Source organism: Bacillus swezeyi, from assembly GCF_030908325.1.
Taxonomy (GTDB): Bacteria; Bacillota; Bacilli; order Bacillales; family Bacillaceae; genus Bacillus; species Bacillus swezeyi.
Map to the genome: position 1 here is coordinate 1,947,705 of NZ_CP133085.1, position 16,418 is coordinate 1,964,122.

The 16,418-nt window shown below is 45.9% G+C and carries 17 protein-coding genes; all 17 read left to right on the top strand.

Annotation, left to right across the window (positions count from 1 at the left end):
- The 17 genes from RBH91_RS09715 to RBH91_RS09795 all read left to right on the top strand — a co-directional run bounded on the left by RBH91_RS09715 (window position 1) and on the right by RBH91_RS09795 (window position 16,368).
- Window positions 1-885 carry a MinD/ParA family protein gene (locus RBH91_RS09715; RefSeq protein WP_307894390.1) on the top strand — a complete coding sequence of 295 codons (885 nt, stop codon included), beginning with the start codon at window positions 1-3 and terminating at the stop codon, window positions 883-885.
- Window positions 882-1,952 (top strand): protein-glutamate methylesterase/protein-glutamine glutaminase, encoded by a 1,071-nt coding sequence (locus RBH91_RS09720; RefSeq protein WP_307894391.1) that lies wholly within the window; start codon window positions 882-884, stop codon window positions 1,950-1,952. The genes RBH91_RS09715 and RBH91_RS09720 overlap by 4 nt, the downstream gene beginning before the upstream one ends.
- Window positions 1,953-1,957: 5 nt before the next feature.
- Window positions 1,958-3,982 (top strand): chemotaxis protein CheW, encoded by a 2,025-nt coding sequence (locus RBH91_RS09725; protein ID WP_307894392.1) that lies wholly within the window; start codon window positions 1,958-1,960, stop codon window positions 3,980-3,982.
- A 23-nt stretch (window positions 3,983-4,005) separates the two neighbouring features.
- On the top strand, window positions 4,006-4,482 hold the full coding sequence (locus RBH91_RS09730) for a chemotaxis protein CheW (RefSeq protein ID WP_076760537.1): 477 nt from the start codon (window positions 4,006-4,008) through the stop codon (window positions 4,480-4,482).
- Between the two features lie 11 nt (window positions 4,483-4,493).
- A complete protein-coding gene (locus RBH91_RS09735; protein WP_076760538.1) occupies window positions 4,494-5,123 on the top strand; it encodes a chemotaxis protein CheC in 630 nt (209 codons plus the stop codon).
- Window positions 5,120-5,626 carry a chemotaxis protein CheD gene (locus RBH91_RS09740; RefSeq protein ID WP_076760539.1) on the top strand — a complete coding sequence of 169 codons (507 nt, stop codon included), beginning with the start codon at window positions 5,120-5,122 and terminating at the stop codon, window positions 5,624-5,626. The genes RBH91_RS09735 and RBH91_RS09740 overlap by 4 nt, the downstream gene beginning before the upstream one ends.
- A gap of 22 nt (window positions 5,627-5,648) precedes the next feature.
- On the top strand, window positions 5,649-6,413 hold the full coding sequence (locus RBH91_RS09745; protein ID WP_076760540.1) for a FliA/WhiG family RNA polymerase sigma factor: 765 nt from the start codon (window positions 5,649-5,651) through the stop codon (window positions 6,411-6,413).
- 103 nt (window positions 6,414-6,516) lie between these two features.
- The gene (locus tag RBH91_RS09750) at window positions 6,517-7,041 is read left to right on the top strand and encodes a DUF6115 domain-containing protein (RefSeq protein WP_307894395.1); all 525 of its coding nucleotides are present in this window, start codon (window positions 6,517-6,519) and stop codon (window positions 7,039-7,041) included.
- Window positions 7,042-7,192: 151 nt separating this feature from the next.
- The gene (rpsB, locus tag RBH91_RS09755; protein WP_076760542.1) at window positions 7,193-7,933 is read left to right on the top strand and encodes a 30S ribosomal protein S2; all 741 of its coding nucleotides are present in this window, start codon (window positions 7,193-7,195) and stop codon (window positions 7,931-7,933) included.
- A gap of 100 nt (window positions 7,934-8,033) precedes the next feature.
- Window positions 8,034-8,915, top strand: coding sequence for a translation elongation factor Ts (tsf, locus tag RBH91_RS09760; protein ID WP_076760543.1), 882 nt, complete (start codon window positions 8,034-8,036; stop codon window positions 8,913-8,915).
- A 146-nt stretch (window positions 8,916-9,061) separates the two neighbouring features.
- Window positions 9,062-9,784, top strand: a complete 723-nt coding sequence (gene pyrH / locus RBH91_RS09765; RefSeq protein WP_307894397.1) for a UMP kinase — start codon at window positions 9,062-9,064, stop codon at window positions 9,782-9,784.
- 16 nt (window positions 9,785-9,800) lie between these two features.
- The gene (gene frr / locus RBH91_RS09770) at window positions 9,801-10,343 is read left to right on the top strand and encodes a ribosome recycling factor (RefSeq protein WP_404802504.1); all 543 of its coding nucleotides are present in this window, start codon (window positions 9,801-9,803) and stop codon (window positions 10,341-10,343) included.
- A gap of 129 nt (window positions 10,344-10,472) precedes the next feature.
- Window positions 10,473-11,255 (top strand): undecaprenyl pyrophosphate synthase, encoded by a 783-nt coding sequence (locus tag RBH91_RS09775; RefSeq protein ID WP_307894399.1) that lies wholly within the window; start codon window positions 10,473-10,475, stop codon window positions 11,253-11,255.
- Between the two features lie 12 nt (window positions 11,256-11,267).
- Entirely contained in the window at window positions 11,268-12,071 is an 804-nt protein-coding gene (locus RBH91_RS09780; protein WP_307894400.1) for a phosphatidate cytidylyltransferase, read from the top strand.
- Window positions 12,072-12,117: 46 nt separating this feature from the next.
- On the top strand, window positions 12,118-13,269 hold the full coding sequence (gene dxr / locus RBH91_RS09785; protein ID WP_307894401.1) for a 1-deoxy-D-xylulose-5-phosphate reductoisomerase: 1,152 nt from the start codon (window positions 12,118-12,120) through the stop codon (window positions 13,267-13,269).
- 6 nt (window positions 13,270-13,275) lie between these two features.
- On the top strand, window positions 13,276-14,541 hold the full coding sequence (rseP, locus tag RBH91_RS09790; RefSeq protein ID WP_094777304.1) for an RIP metalloprotease RseP: 1,266 nt from the start codon (window positions 13,276-13,278) through the stop codon (window positions 14,539-14,541).
- Window positions 14,542-14,649: 108 nt separating this feature from the next.
- Window positions 14,650-16,368 carry a proline--tRNA ligase gene (locus RBH91_RS09795; protein WP_307894402.1) on the top strand — a complete coding sequence of 573 codons (1,719 nt, stop codon included), beginning with the start codon at window positions 14,650-14,652 and terminating at the stop codon, window positions 16,366-16,368.
- The last annotated feature ends 50 nt before the right edge of the window (window positions 16,369-16,418 follow it).

The window sequence follows — 16,418 nt, forward strand, 5'->3', positions numbered from 1 at the left end:
ATGGATCAGGCAGAAAGCTTACGAAAACGAATGGAGCTTCGGCTTACCGAACCGCCCGCCGTCTACCAAAAAAAAGCGAAAACGCTGGCGGTGATAAGCGGCAAGGGCGGTGTCGGAAAATCCAACCTGTCGCTGAATACGGCTCTTGCGCTTTCAAAAAAAGGGAAAAACGTACTTTTGATCGATCTTGATGTCGGAATGGGTAATATTGACATTCTGATCGGCCGTCAGACGCTCCATACCATGGTGGATGTGCTGAATCAAAAATTGCCTTTTGACCGCGCTGTGTCAACAGGTCCGGAAGGCATTCAATATATCTCCGGAGGGACGGGGCTGAACGCGATGTTCGAATTGAACAGAGAGAACTGGTCGTTTTTTCTCAAAGAACTGGCATCTGTTCTGGGGAACTTTGATTATGTACTGTTTGACATGGGAGCAGGGCTGTCAAAAAATCAGCTGCCTTTCGCCCTTTCAGCGGATGAAATCCTGGTTGTCACCACTCCGGAACCGACATCGATTATGGATGCTTACAGTGCGATTAAGCATTTAGCTTTGACCGGACAGAAGCTGAAGATCAAGGTCATTGTCAACCGCTGCACAAACCAAAAAGACGGAATATCCGCCTTTATGCGCCTTTCCGGCACGGTAAACGCTTTTTTGCAGCAAAAGCTGGCATATGCAGGGCCGGTTCCTGAAGACCCTTTAGTATCAAAAGCTGTTGTTGAACAGCAGCCGTTTCTCCTTAAGTATCCGCGCTCAAAACTGAGCAGGGCGGTTTACCTTTTGGCAGATTCACTGCTTGAAGACGGCAGGGCACACAGCGATGAAAATCGATCGTTTATCGATAAATTATCTTCATTTTTGAGGAGGGGCAATACATTATGATTCGTGTTCTTGTCGTTGACGACTCTGCTTTTATGAGAAAAATGATCACCAAGTTTTTAACCTCCAATCATGAGATTGCTGTAGCAGGAACGGCGAGAAACGGAGAGGAAGCGCTCCAAAAAATCAAGGAACTCCGTCCGGATGTGGTCACATTAGACATGGAAATGCCTGTGATGAACGGAAAAGAAACATTAAAAAGGATCATGGCCACAGATCCTCTTCCCGTGGTCATGGTTTCGAGCCTGACGCAGCAGGGAGCGGAGATCACCATTGAGTGTCTGGAGCACGGAGCGGTTGATTTTGTCGCGAAGCCTTCAGGTTCCATTTCCATCGACCTGTACAAAGTAAGGGACATCATGATTGAAAAGGTTTTGACAGCCGGACGGGCGAAAGTGAAGGCCCGTCCTGCACCGGAGCCAAAGCCTGCATCAGATAAAAAACCAGTTTTGATGAGCGGCAGCCGGCCCGTCCGTTCGCCAGCTGCAAAACAGCTTGTTTGCATCGGTACATCAACAGGGGGACCGAGAGCGCTGCAAAGAGTGCTCCCTAAGCTTCCCAAAACCCTAAAGGCGCCTGTTTTTGTTGTTCAGCATATGCCCGCAGGGTTTACGGCCTCATTGGCAAACAGGCTGAACCACCTCTCAGAAGTAACCGTGAAGGAGGCTGAAAACGGTGAGAGAGCTCGGGACGGCTGGGTCTATATTGCACCCGGAGGAAAAAACATGGCAGTGCATCTTGAGCAGGGCGAACTGGTGATTTCACTCGATGACCGCGACACAGCCAGCCGCCATAAACCATCTGTCGACTACTTGTTCAGCTCGCTCGCATCTCTCAGAGATTTTGAAAAAATCGCCGTCATTATGACAGGAATGGGAAGCGACGGGACTGAAGGCGTCAAAGGCCTTTTAACACATGCGGGCGGCAAGGTTATCGCCGAATCTGCCGAATCATCCGTCGTATTCGGGATGCCCAAGGCGGTCATAAACACCGGACTTGCAAATGAGATCAGACATGTTGATGAGATTGCTGCAGCTATTATGACGTATATGAAAAAAGAAAGGGCGTGACTCATATGGATATGAATCAATATTTAGACGTCTTTATTGAAGAAAGTAAAGAACATTTGCAAACCTGTAATGAAAAATTGCTCGAACTCGAAAAAAATCCAACAGATCTTCAGCTTGTCCATGATATTTTCAGAGCGGCTCACACCTTAAAAGGCATGAGCGCAACAATGGGCTATGAAGATATGGCTCATTTAACACACACCCTTGAAAATGTGCTGGATGCCATCCGCAATGAGGAGATGACGATTACTCCCGAATGGATGGATATCATGTTTGAAGCGCTTGATGACCTGGAAGCGATCGTCCTTTCGATCATTGAGGGAGGCGACGGCAAGCGGGATGTCTCCGAAGTCTGCGCCAAGCTCGATGTAACCGGTGCAAGCAAAGAAACTGCAGCAGCAGAAACAGCTGAAGCATCTTCGGAAACGAAATGGTCGTATGACGAATTCCAAAGAACGGTCATTGCCGAAGCGGAGGAGCAAGGCTTTAAATGCTATGAAATTTCCGTTTCTCTTAAAGAGGACTGCCTATTAAAAGGCGTTCGGGTCTACATGGTTTTCGAACAGCTGAACGATATCGGCGAGGTCGTCAAAACCATCCCGGACACGGAAGTGCTTGAGGCGGAGGATTTTGATTCGGAGTTTGTCATTTGCTTTTTAAGCAAACTTACGGAAGAGGAGATTTTCAATAAAATAAACAGCGTTTCTGAAATCGAGAAAATAAATGTAACTGAGCTGAAAAACGACTTTTCAGCGGCGGCCGAACCAGAAAAGCCGGCCCCTGAAAAAGAAGCAGCTCCAACAGAAAAGGAGAAAAAGCCGGAAAAACCGGCAAAGCAGGCGAATGGCAAAAATGAAGCTGCAAAACCGGCAGCAGGCGGAGGAACGAAAACGATCCGCGTCAACATCGACCGCCTCGATTCTCTCATGAACCTCTTTGAAGAGCTTGTCATTGACAGGGGACGTTTGGAACAAATTGCCAAAGAACTTGAGCACAGTGAATTAACGGAAACCGTCGAGCGAATGACAAGGATTTCCGGAGATTTGCAATCGATCATCCTGAATATGAGAATGGTGCCGGTTGAGACTGTCTTCAACCGCTTCCCGCGCATGGTCCGCCAGCTGACGAAGGAATTAAATAAAAAGATTGAACTTTCCATATTCGGAGCGGATACAGAACTTGACAGGACGGTCATCGACGAAATCGGCGATCCGCTCGTCCATCTATTAAGAAACAGCCTTGACCACGGTGTTGAAGCACCTGAAATCAGGGTTAAAAACGGAAAGCCTGAAACAGGTCAAGTCCGCCTGAAAGCATATCACAGCGGAAACCATGTCTTTATCGAGGTTGAGGATGACGGAGCGGGGATCAACCGCAAAAAAGTGCTCGAAAAAGCGCTCGAACGAAACGTCATTACTGAACGGGATGCGGAAACAATTGAAGATCATGAGATCGATGCGCTGATTTTTGCACCGGGATTTTCAACCGCTGATCAAATTTCAGATATTTCCGGGCGCGGCGTCGGCTTGGATGTTGTCAAAAGCAAGCTCGAATCATTGGGCGGATCTGTCAGCATTAAATCAAGCGAAGGTGAAGGATCGCTCTTTTCGATCCAGCTGCCGCTGACACTTTCGATCATTTCCGTGCTTTTAGTCAAACTTGAAAAAGAAACATTCGCGATCCCGATTTCTTCTATTATAGAAACGGCTGTCGTTGAAAAGAAAGATATCCTACAGACACATGACCGCGAAGTGATTGATTTCAGGGGCCATATCGTACCGGTTGTTTACCTGAAAGAACAGTTTAAAGTTGAGGATTCTTCAGATGACCTTGACCAGCTTCATGTCATCGTCGTGAAAAAAGGAGACAAGCTGACTGCATTTGTCGTCGATTCCTTTATCGGACAGCAGGAAGTCGTATTAAAATCATTAGGTGATTATTTAACAAATGTCTTTGCCATTTCTGGAGCGACGATTTTGGGAGACGGACAAGTTGCGCTGATCATTGATTGCAACGCCCTTATTAAATAGAAAGCGAAAGGAGAGCGATCCTCTTGACCATACAGACAACCACCGGTGAAAAAATGATCGTATTCAAAGTGAATCATAAAGAGTATGCCATATCTGTTTCAGAAGTCATGTCCATTGAAAAATGGCAGCATCCTACAAGGGTGCCCGGAGTCGAACCATATATCTGCGGCGTCATTAATTTAAGAGGTGTTGTCACACCTGTCATCGATTTGAGAAAGCGGATTGAGGCGCCGGGAGACACAATTACGGATGAAACAAGAATCATCATCATCACCCATCAGGACATTGAAGTCGGCTGGGTGGTAGATGAGGCGAACGACGTCATTACCGTCGAAGAAGAGGAGATTGAATCAGCTCCTGAAACGGTTGGGAAAGACGGCAGACAATGGATTAAAGGCATTGTAAAACAGGGCTCCAGACTACTCAACCTGATCGACTCTGAAGCTGTTTTAAATAGGAAGTCAAGCCTTGTTGCAGCTTCCGAAAGTGCTAAGAAATAAGGAGCCTCGAGATGAGCATTTTTAACGGAATTAAAGAAGAGCATCTTGATATTTTAAGGGAAGTCGGCAATATAGGAGCGGGCCACTCCGCTTCTGCCTTGGCAAATTTGCTGAACAGAAAAATCGAAATGGAAGTGCCGTTTGTCAAGCTCATGTCGTTTGATGAGCTCGTCAACCTTTTCGGCGGTGCAGACCTTCCCGTCGCCAGCATCTTTCTGCGCATGGAAGGGGATTTTCCGGGCTCGATGTTTGTTATTATGCCTTTTTCAGAGGCTGAACAATTGATCAGAGAGCTTGTCTGCAACCCCGAATTTGAAATCGAAAGCATGACCCCTGACGATATAGGGGCCTCCGCCCTGCACGAGCTGGGGAATATAATGGCTGGCTCATATTTGACCGCGTTAGCTGATTTGACAAACCGGCAAATGTACCCGAGCGTCCCGGAACTGACGCTCGATATGTTTGGAGCTGTCATCAGCGAGGGGCTGATCGAGCTCAGCCAAGTCGGAGACCAGGTCATCGTCATTGACAACTCGATTTTTGATGAAGAGCACAACCGGAAGGTAAAAGCGCATTTATTCCTTTTGCCCGACTACGATTCTTTTGAAAAGCTCTTCCATTCATTGGGTGCAGCCCTATGAAAATCATAGAAAAAGAGACATCTGTTGTCAGAGTCGGCATTGCCGATGTAAAAATAGTCCGTACTCCCGATCGAATCCGAACATCAGGACTCGGTTCTTGCGTTGGGCTTGTGCTTTATGATCTGGAAGCAAAAACGGCAGGGCTCGTCCATGTCATGCTTCCCGATTCTTCCCTTTCAAAGACGCCGGATATCAATCTGGCAAAATACGCAGACACCGCTGTGGCGGCAACGGTCAACATGCTGCTTGAAGCAGGCTGCCGAAAATTCGCCTTGAAAGCGAAAATGGCCGGGGGAGCCGAAATGTTTAAGTTTAAGATGACAAATGATTTGATGAAAGTCGGGCCAAGAAATGTGCTTGCGATTAAAAAACATCTATCTCTCTTGAATATTCCGATTGTAAGCGAGGATACAGGCGGAAACAGCGGAAGGACCATCGAGTTTGATCCGCAATCAGCTGAGCTTGTCATCCGGACAGTTAAACAAGGTGTAACGACGATTTAATATGCAATTTAGGGGGATAAAGATGCAATCCTTGAACTATGAAGATCAGATGCTTTGGTCGCGATGGAAAGAATGGAAAGATCCTCAGGCTGGCGATGATTTAATCCGCCGCTATATGCCGCTTGTCACATATCATGTCGGCCGGATAGCCGTCGGCTTGCCCAAGTCCGTTCACAAAGATGATTTGGTAAGCCTCGGCATGCTGGGTTTGTACGATGCCCTTGAAAAATTTGATCCGGGAAGGGATTTGAAGTTTGATACATACGCTTCATTCAGAATCAGAGGCGCTATTATCGACGGCCTTCGAAAAGAAGATTGGCTTCCGAGAACCTCCCGGGAAAAAACAAAAAAAGTCGAAGCTGCGATTGAAAAGCTTGAACAGCGCTATTTAAGAAATGTATCGCCGAGCGAAATCGCAGAGGAATTGGGAATGACGGAGCAAGACGTCGTGACGACAATTAATGAAGGTTTTTTTGCAAACCTCCTTTCAATTGATGAAAAGCTTCACGACCATGAAGACGGTGAGAATGTCCAAGTGATGATAAGGGATGACAAAACGACCACACCTGAAGAAAAAATGCTCAAAGACGAGCTGATTTCCCAGCTTGCCGAAAAAATAAACGAGCTTTCCGAAAAAGAACAGCTTGTTATCAGCTTATTTTATAAAGAAGAGCTGACGCTGACGGAAATCGGCCAGGTTCTGAACTTATCGACCTCGCGCATTTCCCAGATTCACTCCAAGGCGCTTTTTAAATTGAAGCATCTTCTTGATAAAGTGGTACAATAATATGTAAGCTGCTGGCTTTTCGCCGGCAGCATTTTTTAGGCTGTTTTCAGGGAACATCTTTTGAAAAGACATTTTAAAAATTCATGGTTAGCGAGTGAAAAATATGTCAACAATATTATGGCTTGTGAGCTTTACGCTCCACGGTATACTGATCTATTTTGTCATCATTCTGAATGCGAGGCTCAGCGCTTTTAAGGCCGCAGAGAAAGAGCAAAAACAGCTTCTGGAAGAAACCGAGAATACATTGACCGCTTTTCTGATGGAGCTGAAAGACGAAAATGAAAAACTCGTCAGGGAGTTTCAGCAGGATGCCGAACGCGAGCCTCAAAAAGAAAAACATCAGACCCATCAGTCGGAGACTCCTGCCGAATCCGGCTCCGTCTTCCCTAAAACGGAAGAAACCGCCGGCCTGCCACTTCATATTGAATCGATGATCGATGAAGTTGAAAGAAAAGAGGATGAGCTGCATCAGCAGGAACATGAAGACTCCGCCTCGTTTGAAGAAAAAGCTTCGGCTTTATATGAAGAGGGCCTTTCTCCTGAAGACATTGCAAGACAATTAAAAACCGGCAAAACAGAGGTTGAGCTTTTCTTAAAATTTCGCGGAAAGATGAAAAACGATTCTTGATTGTCGGGAAAGCTTATGGTATATTAATTCTTGGTGTTAATTACACACGCTTAACGATTTATGCAAGCGGTGCTGTGCGAGGCTCGTGCAGTCCTGCATAAAAATGACCTAAGCGGAGGAAAAAAACCATTATATTAGGAGGAAATAACACATGTCAGTCATTTCTATGAAGCAATTGCTTGAAGCTGGTGTTCACTTCGGCCACCAAACACGCCGCTGGAACCCAAAAATGAAACGTTACATCTTCACAGAGCGTAACGGAATCTACATCATCGATCTTCAAAAAACAGTCAAAAAAGTTGAGGAAGCCTACAACTTTACAAAAAATCTTGCAGCTGACGGAGGGAAAATCCTTTTCGTCGGTACGAAAAAGCAAGCTCAAGACTCTGTTAGAGAAGAAGCGGAACGTTCTGGAATGTACTTTGTCAACCAACGCTGGCTTGGCGGTACATTAACAAACTTTGAAACAATTCAAAAGCGTATCAAACGCCTTAAAGATATCGAAAAAATGCAAGAAAACGGCACATTTGACGTACTTCCTAAAAAAGAAGTCGTTCAATTGAAAAAAGAATTAGAGCGTCTTGAAAAATTCCTAGGCGGAATCAAAGACATGAAAGAGCTTCCTGATGCACTGTTCATCATCGATCCTCGTAAAGAGCGCATCGCTGTTGCAGAAGCGCGCAAGCTGAACATTCCGATCATCGGAATCGTTGACACAAACTGTGATCCGGATGAAATCGACGTTGTTATCCCTGCGAACGATGACGCGATCCGCGCTGTTAAATTGCTTACTTCTAAAATGGCAGATGCAATTCTGGAAGCAAAACAAGGTGAAGAAACAGCTGAAACAGAAGAAAAAGAAGCAGAAACAACTGAAACAACAACTGCTTAACCTGATCAAAAGGTGATAAGGGGGAACTGCCTTTTATCACCTTTTTTTTCACCAGATAAAAACTTACATATTTTGTTTGGATTATAAGGAGGAAATCAAAATGGCAATTAGTGCACAAATGGTAAAAGAGCTTCGCCAAAAAACCGGTGCGGGCATGATGGACTGCAAGAAAGCGTTAACTGAAACTGACGGAAACATGGAAAAAGCAATCGAGCTTCTAAGAGAAAAAGGCATTGCAAAAGCTGCTAAAAAAGCTGACCGCATCGCTGCTGAAGGATTGACTTTAATTAAAACTGACGGCAACGCAGGCGTCATTTTAGAAGTGAACTCTGAAACGGACTTCGTTGCGAAAAACGAAGGGTTTAAAGAGCTTTTAAACGACTTGGCTGAACATATTCTTGCCGAAAGACCGGAAAGCGTTGAAGCCGCTCTTGAACAAAAAATGGCAAACGGTTCAACTGTTGAAGAATATATCACTAGCGCTGTTGCTAAAATCGGAGAAAAAATCACGCTTCGCCGCTTCGCAGTCTTGACAAAAGGCGATGACGCTGCATTTGGCTCATACCTGCATATGGGCGGGCGCATCGGCGTACTTACTGTGCTAAACGGTACAACTGATGAAGAAACAGCAAGAGACATCGCAATGCACGTTGCAGCTGTCAACCCTCGCTTCATTTCCCGTGACCAAGTGTCTGAGGAAGAAGCGAACCGTGAGCGCGAAATTCTGACTCAGCAGGCGCTTCAAGAAGGAAAGCCTGAAAACATCGTGGCTAAAATGGTTGAAGGCCGTCTGAACAAATATTTCGAAGAAATCTGCCTGCTTGATCAAGCATTCGTTAAAAACCCGGATGAAAAAGTGAAGCAAGTCGTTGCTGCGAAAAACGCAACAGTTGAAACATTTATCCGCTACGAAGTTGGAGAAGGAATCGAAAAACGCCAAGAAAACTTTGCTGAAGAAGTTATGAACCAAGTGAAAAAATAAGATTGAAAAGCCGCTTGCTGAAAACACGGCAGGATCTTTTCAAGGAAAATAGGGGACACAATTTGTGTCCCTATTTTTAAAACAGTTTACAAACCTTTTTTTCTCTTGCATAATAAATAACGGCAAGCATGCACTTGGAGGTTATTATGGAAAAACCAAAGTATGATCGTATCGTATTAAAGCTTAGCGGAGAAGCGCTTGCGGGCGAACAGGGCAACGGCATCAACCCGACCGTGATCCAGTCCATCGCCAAGCAGGTGAAAGAAATTGCCGAGCTTGATGTTGAAGTGGCAGTTGTCGTCGGAGGCGGCAACCTGTGGCGCGGAAAGACAGGCAGTGATCTCGGAATGGACCGCGCGACAGCGGACTACATGGGAATGCTTGCAACGGTCATGAATTCCCTTGCCCTTCAGGACAGCCTTGAAACACTCGGAATTCAGTCAAGAGTTCAGACATCGATTGAAATGCGGCAGGTCGCTGAGCCATACATAAGAAGAAAAGCGATTCGCCACCTTGAAAAAAAGCGCGTCGTCATCTTCGCTGCCGGTACAGGCAATCCATATTTCTCAACGGACACGACAGCAGCGCTCAGAGCGGCTGAAATTGAGGCCGATGTCATCTTAATGGCCAAAAATAATGTCGACGGTGTATACAATGCCGATCCTAGAACGGACGAAAATGCCGTAAAATATGAAAAATTGTCTTATCTCGACGTATTAAAAGACGGTTTGGCCGTCATGGACTCAACCGCTTCATCTCTATGCATGGATAACGACATCCCGCTGATCGTCTTTTCCATCATGGAAGAAGGAAACATTAAAAGAGCCGTTATCGGCGAACCAATCGGAACAATTGTAAGGGGGAAATAACGTGTCAAATCAAGTGATGAATGAAACAAAAGAACGGATGGAAAAAGCCGCATCCGCGTATCAGCGCGAATTGGCCACCGTCCGTGCAGGACGTGCGAATCCATCGCTCTTGGATAAAGTAACAGTTGAATACTACGGAGCGCAGACGCCATTGAATCAGCTTACGTCCATCAACGTACCTGAAGCGCGCATGCTCGTCATCACACCCTATGATAAAACAGCACTCGGAGACATCGAAAAAGCGATTCAAAAAGCCGATTTAGGCGTCACTCCGACAAACGACGGAAGCATTATCCGGATTACCATTCCTCCATTAACAGAGGAGCGGAGAAAAGAGCTTGTCAAGCTTGTGAAAAAATACTCTGAAGAAGCTAAAGTAGCTGTCCGTAACATCCGCCGCGATGCAAACGACGACCTGAAAAAATTAGAGAAAAATGGTGAAATGACTGAGGATGAATTGCGCTCTTCAACGGAAGACGTGCAAAAGCTGACAGATGAATATGTGTCAAAAATTGATGAGATCACAAAAGATAAAGAGAAAGAAATCATGGAAGTTTAATGAAAAACTCTGTACAATAGATAATAGTGAAAAGACCCTCTCATGTTTACAGGGGGTTTTTTTGTTAATACTGTTGTTATCTAGCGGGATATAACAGGAAAGCAACCTTTTGGGTGATGGAGGAATCTCATGCTCAATATACTCAAAAATTGGAAGAATCAGCATTCAGCGGCTTCCAACATGGAAAGTTACACAAAAGAAAATATTTTAAAGGGAAAAATTCCTGAACATATCGCCATTATCATGGATGGAAACGGCCGTTGGGCAAAAAAACGTGCGATGCCCCGCATTGCGGGTCATCATGAAGGTATGAAGGTGGTCAGAGCGACAACAAAGCTTGCAAATGAACTGGGTGTCAAAGCATTGACTTTGTACGCTTTCTCTACCGAAAATTGGAAACGGCCAAAGCTTGAGGTTGATTTTCTGATGAAGCTGCCTGAAGAGTTTCTCAACACGTATCTGCCTGAACTGATTGAAGAGAATGTTCAGGTGCGCATTACCGGTGATAAGGAAGGCCTGCCTTCCCACACGATCCGTGCGGTTGAAAAAGCCATCCGCGATACGGAAAACAATGACGGACTTATTCTTAATTTTGCATTGAACTATGGGGGACGTGCAGAAATCGCCAGAGCTGCAAAGAAAATTGCCGAAGAAGCAAAAAATGGCGCATTAAATATTGAAGAGATCGATGAAAAGCTTTTTTCTGATTATTTAATGACAGAAACTTTGCAGGACCCCGATTTGCTGATTCGAACAAGCGGTGAGATCAGACTGAGCAATTTTATGCTTTGGCAGCTTGCCTACAGTGAATTTTTATTTACTGATGTATTATGGCCTGATTTTAAAGAGGTTCATTTTCTTCAGGCCATCGGAGAATATCAGCGTCGCGGGAGAAGGTTTGGCGGAATTTAGAGGATGGTGCAGATGAAACAGAGAATATTGACGGGTGTTATAGCGGCAGCGATTTTTTTACCGCTCGTAATTTTAGGCGAGCTGCCGTTCACCGTACTAGTCTATGCAATGGGCATACTCGCTCTTTTTGAACTTTTAAGAATGAAAGGCATGAAGCTTTTAAGCGTTCCGGGCGTCATAAGCCTCTTGCTTTTAGGGATTTTGCTATATCCGAACCAGCTTGGCGAAGCCGTGAATCTGGGCATTTCCAAAGGAGAGACCGTGTTTTTGGCAGTTCTTCTCCTTTTGGCCTTTACGGTACTCAGCAAAAACTCATTTTCTTTTGATGAGGCGGCGTTTGTTACGTTGGCTGCAATCTATATCGGATTTGGCTTTTATTATTTTATCGAAATCAGAAACATCGGCCTCAGCTATGTCTTTTTTGCCATCGGGGTCGTCTGGTCGACGGATTCCGGCGCTTATTTTATCGGGAAGGCATTTGGAAAACGAAAGCTCTGGCCTGAAATCAGCCCCAACAAAACAGTCGAAGGTTTTTGGGGCGGGATTTTGACAGCGGTCATTTTTTCGGCCATCTATCAGGCCGCCACAGATTTTCCGCACGCCTATCTGTTTGTACTGCTGATTACCGTGCTGCTGTCGATCGTCGGACAGATCGGCGATTTGGCGGAATCAGCGTTTAAGCGGCATTACCAAGTGAAGGACTCGGGCCGGATCCTCCCCGGGCACGGCGGGATGCTGGACCGCTTTGACAGCTTTTTATTTGTCATGCCAGTTTTATACTTCTTGCTTGTTCTTTTTCAGCCGTTCGGGCTATGATATAGAAGTGTACTGATAGCTAGAAAGAAACAGAGGTGCGGCAATATTGAAGAACATATGTCTATTGGGAGCGACAGGCTCCATCGGAGAACAGACGCTTGAAGTGATCAAAGCGCATGGCGATCAATTTCGGCTCACAGCCATGACATTCGGCAAAAATGCGGAAAAAGCGGCTGAAATCATTGAAACATTTAAACCGCAGTATGTAGCCGTCGGAGATGAGCATACATATGAAACATTCAAACAGTATTCTTTTTCCCATTCATTCCAAACGGGAATAGGGGAGGAAGCTTTAATCGAGGCGGCCGTTATCCCCGAAGCGGATATCGTCGTCAACGCTCTTGTCGGAAGCGTCGGCCTTCTTCCGACGCTAAAGGCGATCGAGCATAAAAAAACGATTGCACTCGCAAATAAGGAAACTCTCGTAACAGCCGGTCATATAGTGAAAGAACACGCGAAAAAATATCATGTTCCAATACTGCCTGTCGACAGTGAACATTCTGCGATTTTTCAAGCTCTTCAAGGAGAAAATCCGAAACATATCAAACGGCTGATCGTGACGGCTTCCGGCGGCAGCTTCAGGGACAGAACGAGAAAAGAGCTTGAAGGCGTGACAGTGGAGGAGGCTCTCAATCACCCGAATTGGTCGATGGGTGCAAAAATTACGATCGATTCGGCTACAATGATGAATAAAGGGCTTGAGGTTATTGAAGCGCATTGGCTTTTTGATCTGCCTTACGATCAGATTGATGTGCTGCTCCACAAAGAAAGCATCATCCATTCGATGGTTGAATTCCATGACAGAAGCGTCATCGCCCAGCTTGGCACCCCTGATATGAGAGTGCCGATCCAATATGCGCTGAGCTATCCTGACCGCCTGCCGTTTGAGGAGGCAAAGTCCCTCGACCTCTGGGAAATCGGCCAGCTGAATTTTGCCCAAGCTGATTTTGAAAGGTTCCGCTGCTTACAATTCGCTTATGAATCAGGTAAAATAGGCGGTACAATGCCGACTGTTTTAAATGCGGCCAATGAAGAAGCCGTTGCGGCATTTTTGGCAGGCAAGATTACTTTTCTCGGAATCGAAGACATCATCGAAAAAGCTTTGGAACGTCATCAGGTCATTTTAAAGCCAAGCCTTCAGGAGATCCGTGAAGTGGACAAAGAGGCCAGAAAGTTTGTCCAAACATTACTCACATAAGGTGGTATGTTCGTGAATACTGTGATAGCGTTTATTCTTATTTTTGGAACGCTCGTTTTTTTCCATGAGCTGGGACATTTGATCCTTGCTCAAAGAGCTGGAATACTGTGCCGGGAGTTTGCCATCGGCTTCGGTCCGAAAATCTTTTCATTCAAGAAAAATGAGACCGTTTATACCATCAGACTGCTGCCGATCGGCGGCTTTGTCAGAATGGCTGGGGAAGATCCCGAAATGATTGAAGTCAAGCCCGGTTATACGGTTGGACTTTTATTTAACAAAGAAAACAAAGTCGAAAAGATCATTTTGAACCAAAAAGAAAAATATCCTGATGCATTGGTCATTGAAGTCGAACAGGCTGATTTGGAGCATCAGATGAGAATCACGGGCTATGAGCAAGGCAATGAAGATCATCTTGCTTCATTTTCTGTCAGTGAGACTTCCTTTTTCATTGTAGACGGTGAAGAAGTGCAGATTGCCCCTTACAACCGCCAATTTCATTCAAAAACGGTTTGGCAGCGCATTAAAGCGATTGCGGCAGGCCCGCTCATGAACTTCATATTAGCTTATGTGATACTCGTCCTTTTGGGGTTGATTCAAGGCGTACCGTCAGACGAGCCTGTACTCGGCAAACTGATTGACAACGGACGGGCCGTTGAAGCCGGGCTTCAAGAAGGCGACCGCATTCAGAACATCAACGGAGAGAAGACGAATTCATGGACGGATATTGTCAACACGGTCCGGGCAAACCCCGAAAAGGAATTGAAGGTCGTCCTGATGCGCGACAATGTCAAACTGACGAAATATGTGACCCCGGAAGCGGTTAAATCGGGAGACGAGACCATCGGCCGCTTCGGCGCTTACAATCCCGTGCAGAAAGGCATTTTCACATCGATTTCTTACGGTGCGACCGAAACTGTGACCGTGGCGCAAAATATCTTTACCAACCTCGGTAAACTTGTAACGGGACAATTTTCAATTGACATGCTGGCAGGTCCTGTCGGAATATATGATATGACAGATCAAGTGGCGAAAACAGGCGTCATCAACCTGCTGAAGCTGGCAGCATTTTTAAGCATCAACCTCGGAATTGTCAACCTTTTGCCAATTCCTGCTTTGGACGGCGGAAGACTTTTGTTTCTGTTTATTGAAGCGATCCGCGGAAAGCCGATCAACCGCGAAAAAGAAGCGTTTGTCGTCTTTATCGGCGTGGCATTTTTGATGCTCTTGATGCTTGTCGTCACTTGGAACGATATCCAGCGCTTATTCTTATAATATCCATTGCCTTTTTAAAGAGCAGTCAAGCCTTTTAAAAGGCTCTTTTTTAGGGAAGCCACTCCCGACTGAAAAAGTAACCAACTGAATAAATGAGGTGCGAACGAAATGAGACAGAGCAGGACGCTAATTCCTACGCTCCGGGAAGTGCCGGCTGATGCGGAAGCAAAAAGCCATCAGCTTCTTCTCAGAGCAGGGTTTATCAGACAAAATACGAGCGGCGTATACAGTTATATGCCTCTTGCCAATAAAGTCATCCAAAAGATCCAGGGCATTGTCCGTCAAGAAATGGAAAACATAAATGCTGTTGAAATGATGATGCCGGCACTGCAGCAGGCGGAAACATGGCAGGAATCAGGAAGATGGTATACGTACGGTCCTGAATTGATGAGGCTGAAAGACCGCCACGGCCGTGAATTTGCACTCGGCGCCACACACGAAGAGGTCATGACGAGCATTGTGAGAGACGAAGTGAAATCGTATAAACGGCTTCCGCTGACCCTCTATCAGATTCAATCCAAATTCCGCGATGAGAAGCGCCCCCGCTTCGGATTGCTGAGAGGCCGCGAATTTATCATGAAAGATGCGTATTCGTTCCATGCTTCTGCCGAAAGCCTTGATGAGACATACAAAGACATGTATCAGGCCTATACGAATGTATTTACGCGCTGCGGCTTGAATTTCAGACCGGTTATCGCAGATTCCGGCGCGATGGGCGGAAAAGACACCCATGAATTCATGGCGCTGGCTGATATCGGTGAAGATACGATTGCTTATTCTGACCAGTCTTCATACGCCGCCAATATCGAAATGGCTGAAATAGCGGAAACGGTTGAGGCGCAAAATGCGGAAATGGAAGAATTGCAGGAAGTTCACACACCTTCCGTGAAGACGATAGAAGAGCTGGCCGCATTCTTAAGCGTCTCTCCGTCAAACTGCATTAAATCTATCCTGCTCAAGGCAGACGGCCGGTTTGTGCTCGTTTTGACAAGAGGGGATCATGAAGTCAACGATATTAAAGTGAAAAATCTGCTTCATGCGGAAACGATTGAGTTCGCAAACCCTGAAGAAGTGGCGGAGATCACCGGTACAGAACCGGGATTTGTCGGACCGGTCGGCTTGAACACTGAAATCGAAATATACGCTGATTTTGCCGTGAAGGCGATGGCAAATGCCGTGGCAGGAGCGAATAAAACCGATCACCATTATCAAAATGTCAATGTCAGCCGTGATGCCGACCATGTGACTTACGCTGATCTCCGCTTAATTCAGGAGGGAGACCCGTCGCCTGACGGCAAAGGAACGATTCGTTTTGCAAAAGGGATCGAAGTCGGGCAGGTCTTTAAGCTCGGCACCCGCTATTCAGAGGCGATGGATGCGACTTATCTGGATGAAAACGGACGCGCCAAACCGATGCTGATGGGCTGCTACGGAATCGGAATTTCACGGACCCTTTCAGCCATCGTCGAACAGCATCATGATGATAAAGGCTTGATTTGGCCGCTGGCCGTAAGTCCGTATGATCTTCACATTCTGGCGCTCAACATGAAAAACGATGCACAAGTTCAGCTTGCGGAAAAACTGTATGAAGATTTTCAAGCGAAAGGCTTTGATGTTTTATTTGATGACCGTGCTGAGCGGGCCGGCGTTAAATTTGCCGACTCTGACTTAATCGGGCTGCCGATTCGCATTACAGTCGGAAAAAGAGCTGATGAAGGAGTAGTGGAAGTGAAAATCCGCCAAAACGGTGAATCCTTTGAAATCGCTTGTGACGAGCTGTTTGGCTTTATCGAAGAGCAAGTCAAGAGCTTATCTTCTCACTCATAAACATGTTAAACTAGGGTAAAGGAAGGTACCTCGGAAGTTCCCTCTGAGGT